At 72.5% G+C, this 15,388-nt stretch carries 14 protein-coding genes; 8 read left to right on the top strand and 6 right to left on the bottom strand.

Translation table 11 applies throughout. The annotated features are described in order from the left end of the window. Nucleotides 1-20 precede the first annotated feature (20 nt). Nucleotides 21-785 (top strand): hypothetical protein, encoded by a 765-nt coding sequence (locus G9272_RS13460; protein WP_171396805.1) that lies wholly within the window; start codon nt 21-23, stop codon nt 783-785. On the opposite strand, the gene G9272_RS13455 is transcribed toward G9272_RS13460, so the two are convergent. The 3 genes from G9272_RS13455 to cobT all read right to left on the bottom strand — a co-directional run bounded on the left by G9272_RS13455 (nt 764) and on the right by cobT (nt 4,563). After that, nucleotides 764-1,597 (bottom strand): hypothetical protein, encoded by an 834-nt coding sequence (locus G9272_RS13455; protein ID WP_171396804.1) that lies wholly within the window; start codon nt 1,595-1,597, stop codon nt 764-766. The two genes, G9272_RS13460 and G9272_RS13455, sit on opposite strands and share 22 nt — an antisense overlap. Then, nucleotides 1,594-3,330, bottom strand: coding sequence for a phosphatidylglycerol lysyltransferase domain-containing protein (locus G9272_RS13450; RefSeq protein ID WP_171396803.1), 1,737 nt, complete (start codon nt 3,328-3,330; stop codon nt 1,594-1,596). The genes G9272_RS13455 and G9272_RS13450 overlap by 4 nt, the downstream gene beginning before the upstream one ends. Nucleotides 3,331-3,402: 72 nt before the next feature. Then, nucleotides 3,403-4,563, bottom strand: a complete 1,161-nt coding sequence (gene cobT, locus G9272_RS13445; protein ID WP_171396802.1) for a nicotinate-nucleotide--dimethylbenzimidazole phosphoribosyltransferase — start codon at nt 4,561-4,563, stop codon at nt 3,403-3,405. A gap of 149 nt (nt 4,564-4,712) precedes the next feature. Here cobT and G9272_RS13440 point away from each other — a divergent pair, with 149 nt between their 5' ends. After that, nucleotides 4,713-5,612 carry a class I SAM-dependent methyltransferase gene (locus tag G9272_RS13440; protein ID WP_171396801.1) on the top strand — a complete coding sequence of 300 codons (900 nt, stop codon included), beginning with the start codon at nt 4,713-4,715 and terminating at the stop codon, nt 5,610-5,612. 3 nt (nt 5,613-5,615) lie between these two features. Here G9272_RS13440 and G9272_RS13435 read toward each other — a convergent pair whose 3' ends face one another. Next, the gene (locus G9272_RS13435; RefSeq protein ID WP_171396800.1) at nt 5,616-6,839 is read right to left on the bottom strand and encodes a bifunctional adenosylcobinamide kinase/adenosylcobinamide-phosphate guanylyltransferase; all 1,224 of its coding nucleotides are present in this window, start codon (nt 6,837-6,839) and stop codon (nt 5,616-5,618) included. Between the two features lie 114 nt (nt 6,840-6,953). On the opposite strand from G9272_RS13435, the gene G9272_RS13430 reads away from it, so the two are divergent. After that, on the top strand, nt 6,954-7,166 hold the full coding sequence (locus G9272_RS13430) for a hypothetical protein (RefSeq protein ID WP_020130018.1): 213 nt from the start codon (nt 6,954-6,956) through the stop codon (nt 7,164-7,166). Nucleotides 7,167-7,241: 75 nt separating this feature from the next. Here the strand turns inward: G9272_RS13430 and G9272_RS13425 are convergent, their stop codons facing one another. Both G9272_RS13425 and G9272_RS13420 read right to left on the bottom strand, forming a co-directional pair. After that, nucleotides 7,242-7,952, bottom strand: coding sequence for a class I SAM-dependent methyltransferase (locus tag G9272_RS13425; RefSeq protein WP_171401964.1), 711 nt, complete (start codon nt 7,950-7,952; stop codon nt 7,242-7,244). A gap of 83 nt (nt 7,953-8,035) precedes the next feature. Beyond that, the gene (locus G9272_RS13420) at nt 8,036-8,632 is read right to left on the bottom strand and encodes a DUF3043 domain-containing protein (protein WP_171396799.1); all 597 of its coding nucleotides are present in this window, start codon (nt 8,630-8,632) and stop codon (nt 8,036-8,038) included. A gap of 324 nt (nt 8,633-8,956) precedes the next feature. Between G9272_RS13420 and G9272_RS13415 the strand changes: the two genes are divergently transcribed. From G9272_RS13415 to G9272_RS13395, 5 genes are all read left to right on the top strand, one after another. Continuing rightward, entirely contained in the window at nt 8,957-9,727 is a 771-nt protein-coding gene (locus G9272_RS13415) for a PspA/IM30 family protein (protein ID WP_253268195.1), read from the top strand. A 33-nt stretch (nt 9,728-9,760) separates the two neighbouring features. After that, nucleotides 9,761-10,039, top strand: coding sequence for a PspA-associated protein PspAA (pspAA, locus tag G9272_RS13410; protein ID WP_171396797.1), 279 nt, complete (start codon nt 9,761-9,763; stop codon nt 10,037-10,039). Between the two features lie 113 nt (nt 10,040-10,152). After that, entirely contained in the window at nt 10,153-11,376 is a 1,224-nt protein-coding gene (locus tag G9272_RS13405) for a sensor histidine kinase (protein ID WP_171396796.1), read from the top strand. Continuing rightward, the gene (locus G9272_RS13400) at nt 11,373-12,056 is read left to right on the top strand and encodes a response regulator (protein ID WP_171396795.1); all 684 of its coding nucleotides are present in this window, start codon (nt 11,373-11,375) and stop codon (nt 12,054-12,056) included. Before G9272_RS13405 ends, G9272_RS13400 begins: the two co-directional genes overlap by 4 nt. A gap of 193 nt (nt 12,057-12,249) precedes the next feature. Further along, entirely contained in the window at nt 12,250-15,354 is a 3,105-nt protein-coding gene (locus G9272_RS13395; RefSeq protein ID WP_171396794.1) for an efflux RND transporter permease subunit, read from the top strand. Nucleotides 15,355-15,388 lie beyond the last annotated feature (34 nt).

The following is a 15,388-nucleotide window of genomic DNA, read 5'->3' as shown; positions in this document are numbered from 1 at the left end:
CGCCCCGGGAGACTGGTGACATGGGCCAGTGGGTGCAGCGCAACATCGTCGAACCGGGCAAGGTCCCGCTGCTCATCGCCCTGACCGCGATGGTCCTCACCTTCCTGATCACCCGGGTCATCACGCGCCTCATCCGGGCGGGCAAGGGCCCCTTCGGCAACATCAGCTCCGGCGGGGTGCACATCCACCACGTGGTCCCCGGCGTCGTGCTGACCGTCGCGGGCGGCTTCGGCGCGGTGGCGAGCGGCCGGCACGGCTTCGGGGCGGGCGCCTTCGCGGTGGTCTTCGGCATCGGCACGGGCCTGGTCCTCGACGAGTTCGCGCTGATCCTGCATCTCGACGACGTCTACTGGACGGAGGCGGGCCGCAAGAGCGTGGAGGCCGTGGTCCTGACGGCGGCGCTGGTCGGGCTGCTGCTGGTGGGCTTCTCGCCGTTCGGGGTCAACGACATGAGCCAGGACGAGCTCCAGGACCGGGGCGGTGTCATCTCGACCGTCGTGCTCAACTTCGCGTTCTCCCTGGCCGTGCTGAGCAAGGGCAAGGCCAAGATGGCCGTGTTCAGTGTCTTCATCCCGTTCCTCGGGCTGGTGGGCCTGGTACGGGTGGCCCGGCCCGGCTCGCCGTGGGCCCGCCGGTTCTACCGGCGGCGGCCGCGCGCCCGGGCGAAGGCGGTGCTGCGGGCCTACCGCCACGACCGCCGCTGGGCCGGGCCGCGCCGGATGGTGGGGGACTGGCTGGGCGGGAAGACGACCGCGGAGCTCGCTCAGTCCGAGGAGCGGAACTGAGGGGCCCGGTCCGGACCGGGTGCGTGGGCCGTACGGCGGCTGCGGGGCTTCGTGGCCGATCGCGCCCCGCGGCGCGGCCGCGGACCGGTACCGCCCCGCGTCCCCCGGCGCAGCCGTGCACCCGTACCGCCCCGCGGCCCCCGGGCGGGCCGCCCCGGCCCTCGGGTGCGCCCGCGGATCTCCGCCACCGCGCACAGCACCACTACCGCCGCGATCGCCGCCAGATGCTCCTTGCCCGCCAGGTTGTCCTTCAGCAGTACCTCCACCACCATCGCGACGATCACCGCCGCCGCCGTCACGTACGCGCGGTAGCGCCAGCCCAGGAACACCGCGAGGCCGACCACGGCCGCCGACGGGCCGGTGTCCACGATCCGGGCGTCGGCGGCGGGCAGGCCGAGCGGGCTGCCGGGGCCGAGGGCGATGCCCACGCGCGCGTACAGGGTGCCCGCGAGCGTGGCGGCGTAGGCGATGACGAGGGTCCGCCACCAGCCCAGGCAGAGCTCCGCGATCCCGAACACCAGCAGGATCTGTGCGAGGGCGCCCCAGACCGGCAGGTCCAGCGCGGGCACGAACAGGGACAGCGGAGTGCGCAGCAGGGCGAGCCCGAGCGGGTCCTCGGCCCGTACCGCTCCGAGGGCCTGGACCGGACCGTAGCCCCACGACCGGTTCTGCACGACCTGGGTCACCGACGTCAGACACACCGCCCCGAGGGTCATCGGGACCGCCCGCCACCGCCGCCGCGCCCAGGGGTCGCGCACGGCCTCGTACAGCGGTTTCCATTCGGCGCGGGCCCCGCGGGCGACCGCGTTCACCGGTGCGTCTCCAGACGCCCCCGGCGCAGCCACTTCGGCAGCCCCGGCGCCTCCAGGAACCCCTCCGCCCGCGCCGACGCGACACCGATGCGGGGCAGGTCGGCGCTCTTCTCGAAGAGCAGGAAACGGGGCTCCCAGATGGGCCGGTACTTGGCGTTGGCGCGGTACAGCGACTCGATCTGCCACCAGCGGGAGAAGAAGCAGAGCAGCGACCGCCACAGCCTCAGCACCGGTCCGGCGCCGAGGCGCGCGCCCCTTTCGAAGACCGAGCGGAACACGGCGAAGTTCAGCGAGACCTGCGTGATCCGGGCCGCCCGGTCGTCCCGCTCCTCGCGGGCGTGCCGGAGCAGTTCGATGACCATGAACTCCATCAGCCCGTTGTCGCAGTCGCGGTCCCGCCGCATCAGGTCGAGGGAGAGCCCGTGCGGTCCCCAGGGCACGAAGGAGAGCAGGGCCCGCAGTTCACCGTCGGCGTCGGCGCACTCCAGCATCACGCAGCGGCCGTCCTCCGGGTCCCCGAGTCGCCCCAGCGCCATGCTGAACCCGCGCTCGGTGGCCCCGTCGCGCCAGTCGTCGGCGCGCCGGAGCAGGGACGTCATCTCGTCGGCCGGGATGTCCTCGTGCCGTCGTACCCGCACCGTGTACCCGGCCCGGCGGATCCGGTTGCAGGCCTGCCGGACGGTCCGCATGGCCCGCCCCTCGAGGGTGAACTCGGCGACCTCGACCAGGGCCTCGTCGCCGAGCTCCAGCGCGTCCAGCCCGTGCCGGGCGTACACGGTCCCGGCCTCCTCGCTCGCGCCCATCACCGCCGGGATCCACCCGTGCGCCCGCGCCTCGGCGAGCCACGGCCCGATCGCCCCCGGCCAGGCCTCGGGATCCCCGAGCGGGTCCCCGGACGCCAGTGACACCCCGCCGACGACGCGGTAGGCGACGGCCGCCTTCCCGGTCGGCGACCAGCACACGCTCTTCTCCCGCCGCAGCGCGAAGTAACCGAGCGAGTCCCGCTCACCGTGCCGGTCGAGGAGCTCCCGCAGCCGTTTCTCGTCGTCCTCGGTGAGCGGGTCGACGGCCCGCCGGGAGCGGAACGCGGCGTACAGCACGGCGAGGACGAGCGCGGTGCTCAGCACGTTGACGGCGACGTCGACCCAGGTGGGCGGGGCGATCCCGGGGACGTGGTACTCGTCGCCCGCCACGGAGACGAGCCGCAGCGTGCCGTAGCGCCAGCGTTCGAGGAAGGTGGAGGGGGCGGACGCCCGGTTGGTGACCGTCACCAGCAGCGCGGCCAGCAGCGAGGCGCCCAGCAGCCCGCCGGCGCCGACGGCCGCCGCGAGCCTCGGATTGGACCGGTCGCCCTTCGCGTAGAACTCCCGCCGGCCGGCGAGCAACGCCACGACGAAGGCGGCGGTCAGCGCGAGCGAGACCCAGTTCTGCGGGTGCCGCCGGACCTCCGGGAACACCATGGCCGGCGTGAACAGCCCCAGGAACGCCCCGCTCAGACCGAGGTTCAGGATCCACGCGGCCCGTTTGCGCCGCCGCATCGTGACAGCCAGGAACGCGGTGAAGACCCCGGAGGCGAAGCCGGCCGTCAGCAGATACGGCGTGAAGAGGTTCTCCTGGTTGTGCCGCCGGACGTCCTGCCCCAGGGAGACCCACACCGCACTGAGGAAGTTGACGAACGCGACGGCACGCAGGTACCAGACGGCGAAGGCGGCGGCGCCCCGGGTGTTGCCCATGAGCGGTGATCATATGGGTGCACTTCAGGGAATCCGCTCTTTTGGCGCCGCCTGTCCCTTTAAGCCGCTTAGCTACTCCGTTCCCTGCTTCTCCTGCTTCTCCTGCTGCTGCTCGTCGGCGGCTTCGGGTGCCTCCAGGGCTTCGGAAGCTCCGGGTGCCTCGGCTGCTTCCGGCTCTTCCGGCTTCTCGGGCTTCTCGGGGAGCTCCGCCGCCAGTGCGGCGGCGGCCTGCACCAACGGGAGCGCGAGCAGGGCCCCGGCGCCCTCTCCGACCTTCACGCCCTGGTCCAGCAGCGGTTCCAGGGCCATCCGATCGAGTGCCTTCGCCTGTCCCGGTTCACCGCTCTTGTGCGCGGCCAGCCACCAGTCCGGCGCCCGGAACGCGACCCGCTGCCCGACGAGCGCACAGGCGGCCGCCACCACGCCGTCCAGCACGACGGGCAACTTCCGTACCGCGCACTGGAGCAGAAAGCCCGTCATGGCGGCGAGGTCGGCCCCGCCCACCGTCGCCAGCAGTTGCAACTGCTCCCCGAGCACCGGCCGCGCCCGCCTGAGCGCGTCCCGGACGGCCGCGCACTTGCGCATCCACGCCAGGTCGTCGATCGCCTCGCCGCCCCGCCCGGTCACCACGGACGCGTCGGTCCCGCACAGCGCGGCCACCAGCGCACCCGCGGCCGTCGTCCCGCCGACGCTGATGTCGCCGAGCACGACCAGGTCCGTGCCGGAGTCGGCCTCCTCGTCCGCGACGGCCACGCCCGCCCGGAAGGCCGCCTCGGCCTCCTCGAGCGTCAGCGCGTCCTCGATGTCGATACGGCCGCTGCCGCGCCGCACCCGGTGCCGTACGACGTCCTCGGGGAACGTGTCCGGATCGCAGTCCAGCGCCATGTCCACGACGCGCACGGGCACGCCGAGGCGGCGGGCGAGCACGGAGACCGGACGGCCGCCCTCGATGACCTCCCGCACCAACTCCGAGGCGCTGCCCGCCGGTCGGGCGGAGACGCCGAGCTCGGCGATGCCGTGGTCGCCGGCGAACAGCACCACCCGCGGCCGCTCGACCGGCCGCACGGGCGACGAGCCCTGTGCCGCCGCCAGCCACTCACCCAGGTCGTCCAGGCGCCCCAGCGATCCGGGCGGCACGATCTGACGTTCCCGGCGCGCCTCCGCGTCGCGGCGCACCCCACCGTCGGGGCGCTCGATCAGATCGGTGAAGTCGTCGAGATTAAGCGGGCTCATTCGCCGAACAGTACCGGCACCGATCGAACAGTTCCGCGCCACATCGCCACCACACCCGCGTGACGTCATTGCGCCCAAGATCGGTATCCCATACGTTCCGTTTTGCCGCTAATTGTCGTTCGCTCTCGATGCCATCCCCGGAGCCGCTCATGCCCCCCAGGCCCGTCCACGAGCCGCGCCGCGACGACTGCCCCTGGTGCGGCTCGAAGCGCCTGCGCACCCGGCTGCGCGCACCGGACCTGCGCCACCGCAGGCCGGGCACCTTCGTGGTCGACGAGTGCCTGGACTGCGCGCACGCCTTCCAGAACCCCCGCCTGACCGCCGAGGGGCTGGCGCTGTACGGCGCCGAGGGCGAGGAGCGGTCCGACCGCGGGCACCTCAGGGCGACGGCCCGGTCGATGCTGCCCTTCCCCGAGCCGGAGAGCTGGCTGGACGTGGGTACGGGGGACGCGTCCTTCCCGGCGGCGGCGAAGGAGCTGTTCGCCTACACGGCGTTCGACGGGGTGGACCCGACCCCGAGGGTGGAGTGGGCGAGAGCGGCGGGCCGGCTCGACGAGGCCCACCTGGGCCGGCTGACGGCACCGGAGGTCCTGTCCCGCCTGCGCGGCCGCTACGACGTGGTCAGCATGCTCCACCACCTGGAACACATCCGGGACCCGAGGCGGGAACTCGCGGCGGCGCTGACGGCCCTGCGGCCGGGCGGCCACCTCCTCGTACAGCTCCCGGACCCGGCCAGCGCGTCCGCGGCCGTGCTGGGCAAGTGGTGGACCTCCTACGACCAGCCCCGCCACCTCCACCTGATCCCGCCGGCCAACCTGCGGGCCGAACTCGAGGCCCAGGGCTGCGAGATCGTCGTGACGGACCGCCGGACGCCGCACACCCCGCACGACCTGGCGACGGCGGCCTCGCTCTACCTGAACAGGACCCGGCTGCACCGGACGGCCCGGCCGCTGACCGCCCTGGCCGCCGTACTCGACCACCTGCTGGCCCCCGCCCTGCGCCGCACCCGCTTCTCGAACGCGTACCAGGTCATCGCGCGCAGGAACTGACCGTCAGGCGCCGGCCACCGGACCCCGCAACACCAGTGCCTGGCCCGCCACCACCAGCACCACCTCCTCGCACTCGGCGGCGACGGCCGCGTTCAGCCGCCCCAGCTCGTCCCGGTACCGCCGGCCCGACGCCGTGGCCGGCACGATCCCCGAACCCACCTCGTTGGAGACCAGGACGACGGTCCGCCGGGCCGAGCGCACCGCCTCCGCCAGTTCCACCACCCGCGCGCGCAGCGCCCGTTCGCCGCCGTCCGCCCACTGCGCGTCGTCCCACGCCCCGACGGAGTCCATGACGTCCGTCAGCCACAACGACAGACAGTCGATCAGCAGCGGGGCGCCGTCCTGCGCCAGCAACGGCACGAGGTCGCAGGTCTCCACGGTCCGCCACGACCCCGGCCGGCGGTCGCGGTGCGCGGCGACCCGGGACGCCCACTCGGTGTCGCCGCCCCGGGTCCCGCCGGTGGCGACGTACAGCACGTCCGGGAAGGACTCCAGCCGCCGCTCCGCCTCCACCGACTTCCCCGACCGGGCCCCGCCCAGCACCAGCGTCCGCCGCGACACGTCCGGCACGTCCTCGTACACCCCCACGACCAGAGTCGAGCCGTCCGGCACCGCCCGCGCCCCGGCCGCCGCGAGCCGCCGGCGCAACTCCGCGCCCGGTGGCACGTCATGGTCCAGGTGGACGGCGACCACGTCGGTCGTCGGCCCCACCGCGCCCACCGCCCGCAGCTTCGCCAGCGCGTCCGGGCGCCCCACCAGATCCGCCAGGACCATGTCGTACCGCTCGGCGGACTTCGACCCCTCCTCGAGGCCGGCCGGCGCGCCGCCGGGCGGCAGATACAGCAGCCGCTGCCCGTCCGGGCCGGCCACCGCGTACCCGGTGCCGGGCGCGTCCATCGCCACCGCCCGCACCCGATGCCCCGTCACCAGCGTCGACTCCCGCCAGTCCGGCACCCGGCCGGGCTGCGGCAGCCCGGCCGGCACCTCCACCGGGGGACCGTCGTGCGGATGCGTCAGCAGCACCTGCCGCACCCCGCCCAGCGAATGCCCGGCCCGGGCGGCCGCGAACGCCGCACCCGGCGTCAGATCGAGCAACAGGGCGCCGTCGACGAGCAGTGCGGTCGCCGCCCGCGCGTCAGCCCCGAGCGAGGTCGCGCACACGGCGCAGGAGCAGTCGGGGCGGGGCAGTCCCGCGGGGGCACCGGTACCGAGCAGAGTGACTTCCACGGAGCTGATTTTCGCGCGTCTGACCAGCTCTTGCGCATCCGACTAGGCTGCACAGCAGAAGCCGGACCAAGATCCGGCTTCTGCTCTGCACGTGGTCACAGCTGGGAGGCGTACATGGCGGCATGGACGTGGCGGTTCGAGAAGGCCGACGGGACGGAGGTCCAACCAGCGGTACAGCCCGAGGAGTTCACCACGCAGGGGGACGCCGAGTCCTGGATCGGGGAAGTGTGGAAGGACCTCCTCGAAGGCGGCGCGGACCAGGTGCGGCTCTTCGAGGACTCCGCCGAGATCTACGGCCCGATGAGCCTGCACGCGAACGAGGCGTAGCCCTCCGTCGGGGTGGTCGCCGCACGGCCACCCCGGCCACCGCTCACCCGGACGAGTGAAGAACGCCGGTCCGGCTCAGCCGCGCACCCCGCACAGATGCAGCAGCGCCGCCACCTGCCGGTAGGGGTCGGTCCGCCCGGCCCGCTCCTCGGCGGACAGCAGGCTCTCCCGCTGCCGCGGGTCCTGCGGGATCTCCGTCCCGTCCGCCGCGGTGTCCGTGAAGACCCGCACTCCGTACCAGGCCTGGAGCGGCGCCCCGATCCCGGCCAGCGCGCCGGTCAGCGTCGCCAGCCGGTCCGCCCGTACGTCGAGCCCCAGCCGGTTGCGGTAGGCGACGGTGTCGAAGGCGCCGAGCGCGCCCGTCCAGTCGCCGGACAGACCCGGTCGCATGGCCAGCGCGTCCGCGTTGCGCACGAGCAGCGACAGCAGCCCGCCCGGGGCCAACATCCGCGCCAGCCCCGCGAGCAGCGCGTCCGGCTCCTCGACGTACATGAGCACGCCATGGCACAGCACCACGTCGAAACTGCCGGGCAGGAAGTGCACCCCGGTGTCCCGGCCGTCGCCCTCGATGATCCGCATCCGCTCCCGGATGCCCTCGGGCTCGCCGCACAGGGCCTCCCGGGCAGCGGCGATCATCGTCGCGTCCCGCTCGAGCCCGGTCACCTGATGCCCGAGCCGGGCCAGCCGCAGCGCCTGCGTGCCCTGGCCCATCCCCACGTCCAGCACCCGCAGCCGCTGCCCGACCGGGTAGCGCCCCGTTATCTGCTCGTCGAGCTGCCGGGCCACCAGCTCCTGTCGTACGACGTCACGCAGCCCACCCAGCCTGTTCAACCAGGCCTCGGCCGCTCCCCCGGAGAAAGCCGCAGTGCTCAGGGCCGTGCTCCGCGCTTGACCTGCGGCTTGGGCAGCCGGAGCCGACGCATCTGGAGGGAGCGCATCAGCGCGTACGCCACCGCGCCCCGCCGGTTCTGGTCGGGGAAGCGCTCGGCGAGCTGCTTGCGCAGCCGGAAGCTGGTGACGAACGAGTCCAGCACGATCAGCACGATCACGACCAGCCACAGCAGCAGCGCGATGGTCTGGAGCGAGCCCACCCGCACCATGCTCAGCACGAGGATGACCACGGCCATCGGCAGGAAGAACTCCGCCACGTTGAACCGGGAGTCGATGAAGTCGCGCGCGAACTTGCGGACGGGGCCCTTGTCACGGACCGGCAGATACCGCTCGTCCCCGCCGGCCAGCGCCTGGCGCTGCCTGTCCATCTGGGCGCGGCGCTCGCTGCGCTGACGCTTGGCGGCGTCCTTGCGGGACGTCGAGGTGTTGGCGACGCTGCGGCGCTGGGACTGGGCCTCACTGCGCTTGGGCGTGGGCCTGCCCTTCTTGGCCTGCGGGTCACGGGGCTGCATGGAGTCGGTCACCACGGCCTTGTCGGCGGGGGCCTTCTCTTCCTTGGCACGGCTACGGAACACAAAACCCAAGGGTAAGCGCTCGCGGGCATGGACCCCAGCCCGGAGGGGAACGATCCGGCAACACCAGTCGTCTGTAGAGGGGACAGACCGGGACAGGAGCGGGAAAGAGGGGGCGCAGGGTGACCGATCGCTCACCCTGAAGGTCACCTACTCCCTACGCCGGAGCAAGGTCTTGGTCAGTCGTCCTTGGGGATGAGCGCATCCGTCCCCGAACAGTGCGTCAATGGATGCAGGGCCCGTACTGTGGGTTCTGTCGCAGAGCTGGAGCTGGACGTCAGAAGGGGGCGCGCGAAGCCCATGAGCGGTGTCATGAAGCGTATGGGGATGATCTTCCGCGCGAAGGCGAACAAGGCCCTTGACCGGGCCGAGGACCCGCGCGAAACCCTCGACTACTCGTACCAGAAGCAGCTGGAGCTTCTCCAGAAGGTCCGCCGCGGCGTCGCCGACGTCGCGACCTCCCGCAAGCGCCTGGAACTCCAGCTGAACCAGTTGCAGTCGCAGTCCTCCAAGCTGGAGGACCAGGGCCGCAAGGCGCTCGCGCTCGGCCGTGAGGACCTCGCCCGCGAGGCGCTCTCCCGCCGTGCGGCCCTCCAGCAGCAGGTCACCGACCTCGAGACGCAGCACTCCACGCTCCAGGGCGAGGAGGAGAAGCTCACCCTCGCGGCCCAGCGCCTCCAGGCCAAGGTGGACGCCTTCCGTACGAAGAAGGAGACCATCAAGGCCACCTACACCGCCGCCCAGGCCCAGACCCGCATCGGCGAGGCCTTCTCCGGCATCTCCGAGGAGATGGGCGACGTCGGCCTGGCCATCCAGCGCGCCGAGGACAAGACCGCCCAGCTCCAGGCCCGCGCGGGCGCCCTCGACGAGCTCATGGCGTCCGGCGCCCTGGACGACCCGACCGGCATCGCGAAGGACGACCTCCAGGCCGAGCTGGACCGGCTCTCCGGTGGTACGGATGTAGAGCTGGAACTCCAGCGCATGAAGGCCGAGCTCGCCGGAGGCAGCTCGGCCGGCCAGCAGGCCATCGAAGGTGGCACGGGCCAGTCGCAGTCCCAGCAGCAGCCGCAGGACACCCCGCGCTTCGACAAGCAGTAGCCCGGCGCCGGGGACCGGAGCCGAGGAGGGCGCATGATCGTACGGATCATGGGGGAGGGCCAGTGGACACTGGCCGACTCCCACTTCGTCGAACTGAACAGGCTGGACGACGAGCTGCTCGCGGAGATGGAGAGCGGCGACGAGGACGGCTTCCACCGCACCCTCGGCGCCCTCCTGGACGCCGTCCGCCGCCTCGGCGACCCGCTGCCGGACGACGCCCTGGAACCCTCGGAACTGATCCTCCCGGCCCCGGAAGCGAGCCTGGACGAGGTCAGGGAGATGCTGAGCGACGACGGCCTGATCCCGGGCTGACCTTCCAGCCCGTCCGGCGATTTGAGGACGAGGCCCGTTTCAGGGCCGGCCGACAGCGGGGGTGCGGGGGCGGCAGCCCCCGCCACGGCACGGAAAGCGACGGTAACTAAAAAGTGACCTCCCTTGCCCGCGCCCAGCGCCAACTGCACGCCCACCCCCTGGCCCTGGACGCCGCGCTCGCCGCAGGCGTACTGCTCTGCATGCTGGCCGGCTCCTTCGTCGACCCGCACGGAGGGCACGGCGTCAGCTGGCGCATCCGCAGCCCGGACCCGCTCAGCCTGCTGCTGATGACCCTCTCCGCCGTCGCCCTCGTCTTCCGCCGCAGCGCCCCCATGACGGTCCTCGCCCTCACCGGCGCCGCCTCCGTGATCGAGTCCGTCACCGGCGATCCCCGGGCCCCCGTCGCCATGTCCGCCGTGATCGCCCTGTTCACCGTCGCCGCCTCCACCGACCGCGCCACCACGGTGCGCGCCGGTCTGCTCACCATGACGATCCTCACCGGCGCGGCCATGCTCGCCGGACCGCTGCCCTGGTACGCCCAGGAGAACCTCGGGATCCTCGCCTGGACGGGCATCGGCGCCACCGCGGGTGACGCGGTACGCAGCCGCCGGGCCGTCGTCCAGGCCATCCGGGACCGCGCCGAGCGCGCGGAGCGCACCCGGGAGGAGGAGGCCCGCCGCCGGGTCGCCGAGGAGCGTCTGCGCATCGCCCGCGACCTGCACGACGTCGTCGCCCACCACATCGCCCTGGTCAACGTCCAGGCCGGAGTCGCCGCGCATGTCATGGACAAGCGGCCCGACCAGGCCAAGGAGGCCCTCGCCCACGTCCGCGAGGCCAGCCGTTCCGCGCTCAACGAACTGCGGGCCACCGTCGGCCTGCTGCGCCAGTCCGGCGATCCCGAGGCCCCCACCGAACCCGCACCCGGCCTGGACCGGCTCGACGAACTGGCCGGCACCTTCCGCAGCGCCGGCCTCCAGGTCGAGGTGGCCCGTACCGACCACGGGACCAAGCTCCCGGCCGCCGTCGACCTGGCCGCCTACCGGGTCATCCAGGAAGCCCTCACCAACGTCCAGAAACACGCGGGATCCGAGGCGAAGGCCGAGGTCAGCGTCGTACGCGTAGGACCGAACATCGAGGTCACGGTCCTCGACAACGGGCATCCCGCGGACGACGGGCCCCCGGCGGCCGGCGGCGGCCACGGTCTGCTCGGCATGCGCGAGCGCGTCACCGCTCTGCGCGGCACCCTCACCACCGGTCCCCGCTACGGAGGCGGCTTCCGCGTCCATGCGATCCTGCCGGTCAAGACCCGCACGGCCACCACGGGGGAGAACGCATGACCATCCGTGTCCTGCTCGCCGACGACCAGGCGCTGCTGCGCAGCGCGTTCCGCGTGCTCGTCGACTCGGAGCCCGACATGGAGGTGGTCGGCGAGGCGTCCGACGGCGCCGAGGCGGTCCGGCTGGCCAGGGAGCAGCGCGCCGACGTCGTCCTGATGGACATCCGCATGCCCGGCACGGACGGTCTCGCCGCGACCCGGCTGATCAGCGCCGATTCCTCCCTGGCGCACGTCAGGGTGGTCATCCTGACGACGTTCGAGGTCGACGACTACGTGGTGCAGTCGCTGCGGGCCGGCGCCTCCGGTTTCCTCGGCAAGGGCAGCGAGCCGGAGGAACTGCTGAGCGCCATACGGGTCGCCGCCGGCGGGGAGGCCCTGCTCTCGCCGACCGCCACCAAGGGCCTGATCGCCCGCTTCCTGGCCCAGGGCGGCGCGATGGACGACGACCACGACCCGGCCCGCTCCGCCCGGCTGGACGCGCTCACCGTGCGCGAGCGCGAGGTCCTCGTGCAGGTCGCCGGCGGCCACTCCAACGACGAGATCGCCGAGCGCCTCGAGGTCAGCCCGCTCACCGTGAAGACGCACGTCAACCGGGCCATGGCCAAGCTGGGCGCGCGCGACCGGGCCCAGCTCGTGGTGATTGCGTACGAGTCGGGACTGGTACGTCCGAGGGTGGAGTGAGCCCGGCCCTTGCGTACTGCGCCCGGAGTAGGCGCGGGATAAGTAAATGGACCTGGAGCGTACGGATCGCCGTACCGGTATGGCCCAGGGTGAAGAGGCCACAGCTGACACAGGTGCACCACGTGTCACACGTGTCACTCACCTGCCACGCCTGGCACCGCTTCTGCCGCTCACAGAGACGAGACCCGTACCCATGTCCTGGCTGTCCCGCTTCAGCCTCGCGCAACGGGCCCTGATAGGCCTCATGTCCGTCGTCGCGATCGCCTTCGGCGCGATCGCGATCCCGCAACTGAAACAGCAGCTCCTGCCCACCATCGAACTCCCGATGGTCTCCGTCCTCGCGCCCTACCAGGGCGCTTCCCCGGACGTCGTCGAGAAGCAGGTCATCGAGCCGATCGAGGACAACCTCGAGGGCGTCGACGGCATCACCGGCGTGACCTCCACGGCGAGCGAGGGCAACGCCCTCATCGTGGCCTCCTTCGACTACGGCAACGACACCAAGCAGCTCGTCGCCGACGTACAGCAGGCCGTCAACCGGGCCCGCGTCCAGCTCCCCGACGCCGTGGACCCGCAGGTCGTCGCCGGTTCCACCGACGACATGCCGACCGTCGTCCTCGCGGTCACCTCCGACCAGGACCAGCAGGCCCTCGCCGACCGGCTCGACCGGAGCGTCGTCCCGGCGCTGCGCGACATCGACGGCGTCGGCCAGGTCACCGTCACCGGTGTCCGGGATCTCCAGGTCTCCGTCACCCCGGACGACGCGAAGCTGGCGAAGGCCGGTCTGACCACGCAGTCCCTCGCCCAGGCCCTCCAGGCGGGCGGAGCGACCGTCCCGGCGGGCTCCTTCGACGAGGCGGGCAGCAACCGCACGGTCCGGGTCGGCGGCGGCTACACGTCCGTCGCGCAGATCGAGGACCTGCGGATCCCGGGTACCGCCGGCGGGAAGCCGGTCCGGCTCGGTGACGTGGCCGCGGTGCGGCAGCAGGAGGCCCCGGCCGACTCCCTCACCCGCACCGACGGCAAGCCCAGCCTCGCCGTGATGGTCACCATGGACCACGACGGCAGCGCGGTCGCCATCTCCGACGCCGTCGACGCCAGGCTGGCCGACCTGCGCCAGGACCTCGGCCCGGGCGCGACGATCACCGTCGTCAGCGACAGCGGTCCGGCCGTCGCGAAGGCCATCGAGGGCCTGACCACGGAGGGCGCCCTCGGTCTGCTCTTCGCCGTCCTCGTCATCCTGGTCTTCCTGGCGTCGATCCGCTCGACGCTGGTGACGGCGGTCAGCATCCCGCTCTCCGTGGTGCTGGCGCTGATCGTCCTGTGGACGCGGGACCTCTCGCTGAACATGCTGACGCTGGGCGCGCTGACCATCGCGATCGGCCGGGTCGTCGACGACTCGATCGTCGTCCTGGAGAACATCAAGCGCCACCTCGGCTACGGCGAGGAGCGGCAGTCCGCGATCATCACGGCCGTCCGCGAGGTGGCCGGGGCGGTCACCTCCTCCACCCTCACCACGGTCGCCGTGTTCCTGCCGATCGGCCTGGTCGGCGGCATGGTGGGCGCCCTGTTCGGCGCGTTCTCCCTCACCGTGACGGCCGCCCTGCTGGCCTCCCTGCTGGTCTCGCTGACGGTCGTCCCCGTCCTGTCGTACTGGTTCCTGCGCGCCCCCAAGGGCACCCCCGAGGACGCCGAGGAAGCCCGCCGCGCGGCCGAGGAGAAGGAGGCGAAGAGCCGCCTCCAGCGCTTCTACGTCCCCGTGCTGCGCTTCGCCACCCGGCGCCGACTCACCAGCGTGGCGATCGCGGTCGTCGTGCTGATCGCCACCTTCGCCATGGCACCCCTGCTGAAGACCAACTTCTTCGACCAGGGCGAGCAGCAGGTCCTGACGGTCAAGCAGGAGCTGAAGCCGGGCACCAGCCTGGCCGCGACCGACGCCCAGGCGAAGAAGGTCGAGCAACTGCTCGCCGACACCGAGGGCGTGAAGGACTACCAGGTCACCATCGGCTCGTCCGGCTTCATGGCGGCCTTCGGCGGCGGCACCGACACCAACCAGGCCTCCTACCAGGTGATGATCGAGGACTCCGCCTCGTACAAGGACGTCCAGAAGCGGGTCGAGGACGGGCTGAAGAAGCTCGACGGCATCGGCACGACCACCGTCGCCGCCGGTGACGGCTTCGGCAGCCAGGACCTGAGCGTCGTCGTGAAGGCGGCCGACGCGGGTGTGCTGCGCACGGCCACCGAGCAGGTCCGCGCGGCCGTGGCCGGCCTCGACGACGTCACGGACGTGACCAGCGACCTCTCGCAGAGCGTGCCGCGCATCTCGGTCAAGGCCAACGCCAAGGCCGCCGCGGCCGGCTTCGACGACCAGACGCTGGGCGCGGCGGTCGCCCAGGCGGTCCGCGGGACGGCGGCCGCGAAGGCGGTCCTGGACGACACCGAGCGCGATGTCGTCATCACCTCGGCGAAGCCCGCCGCGACGCTCGCCCAGCTCGAGGCCCTGCCCCTGGGCGCGGTGAAGCTCGGTGACATCGCCACCGTGGAACTGGTCGACGGCCCGGTCTCTATGACCCGCATCGACGGCCGTCGGGCGGCCACCGTCACCGCGAAGCCGACCGGCGACAACACCGGCGCGGTGAGCACCGACCTCACCGCGAAGCTCGACGCGCTGAAGCTCCCGGCGGGCGCCACGGCCGAGATCGGCGGGGTCTCGCAGGACCAGGACGACGCGTTCAAGAACCTCGCCCTGGCGATGCTCGCGGCGATCGCGATCGTCTTCATGCTGTTGGTGGCGACCTTCAGGTCGCTGGCCCAGCCGCTGATCCTGCTGGTCTCCATCCCCTTCGCGGCGACCGGCGCGATCGGGCTGCTGCTCGCCACCGGCACCCCGATGGGCGTCCCGGCGATGATCGGCATGCTGATGCTCATCGGCATCGTGGTGACCAACGCGATCGTCCTGATCGACCTCGTCAACCAGTACCGCAAGCAGGGGTACGGCGTTGTCGAGGCCGTGGTCGAGGGCGGGCGGCACCGGCTGCGCCCCATCCTCATGACGGCGCTGGCGACCATCTTCGCCCTGCTCCCGATGGCCCTGGGCGTCACCGGCGAGGGCGGCTTCATCGCCCAGCCGCTGGCGGTGGTCGTGATCGGCGGTCTGATCACCTCGACCCTGCTCACCCTGCTGCTCGTCCCGACGCTGTACGCGATGCTCGAACTCCGTAAGGAGCGCCGGGCGAAGAAGCGCGCCGCGAAGCGGCAGCCGGCACAGCCCGAGAAGACCCCGGAACCGGCCGGGGTCTGACGCGCCGCGCCGGTGTCCCTTCCCCCGTACGGGT

Source organism: Streptomyces asoensis, assembly GCF_013085465.1.
In the GTDB taxonomy this organism is placed as follows: Bacteria; Actinomycetota; Actinomycetes; order Streptomycetales; family Streptomycetaceae; genus Streptomyces; species Streptomyces cacaoi_A.
Note: the sequence above shows the minus strand (reverse complement) of the source record. Positions and strands in the feature narration are given on the sequence as shown.

Coding starts and splice junctions, on each gene's coding strand:
- G9272_RS13440 (WP_171396801.1), top strand. CDS start 4,713: ATGCCCCCCAGGCCCGTCCACGAGCCGCGCCGCGACGACTGCCCCTGG.
- G9272_RS13460 (WP_171396805.1), top strand. CDS start 21: ATGGGCCAGTGGGTGCAGCGCAACATCGTCGAACCGGGCAAGGTCCCG.
- cobT (WP_171396802.1), bottom strand. CDS start 4,563: ATGAGCCCGCTTAATCTCGACGACTTCACCGATCTGATCGAGCGCCCC.
- pspAA (WP_171396797.1), top strand. CDS start 9,761: ATGATCGTACGGATCATGGGGGAGGGCCAGTGGACACTGGCCGACTCC.
- G9272_RS13450 (WP_171396803.1), bottom strand. CDS start 3,330: ATGGGCAACACCCGGGGCGCCGCCGCCTTCGCCGTCTGGTACCTGCGT.
- G9272_RS13400 (WP_171396795.1), top strand. CDS start 11,373: ATGACCATCCGTGTCCTGCTCGCCGACGACCAGGCGCTGCTGCGCAGC.
- G9272_RS13395 (WP_171396794.1), top strand. CDS start 12,250: ATGTCCTGGCTGTCCCGCTTCAGCCTCGCGCAACGGGCCCTGATAGGC.
- G9272_RS13415 (WP_253268195.1), top strand. CDS start 8,957: ATGATCTTCCGCGCGAAGGCGAACAAGGCCCTTGACCGGGCCGAGGAC.
- G9272_RS13430 (WP_020130018.1), top strand. CDS start 6,954: ATGGCGGCATGGACGTGGCGGTTCGAGAAGGCCGACGGGACGGAGGTC.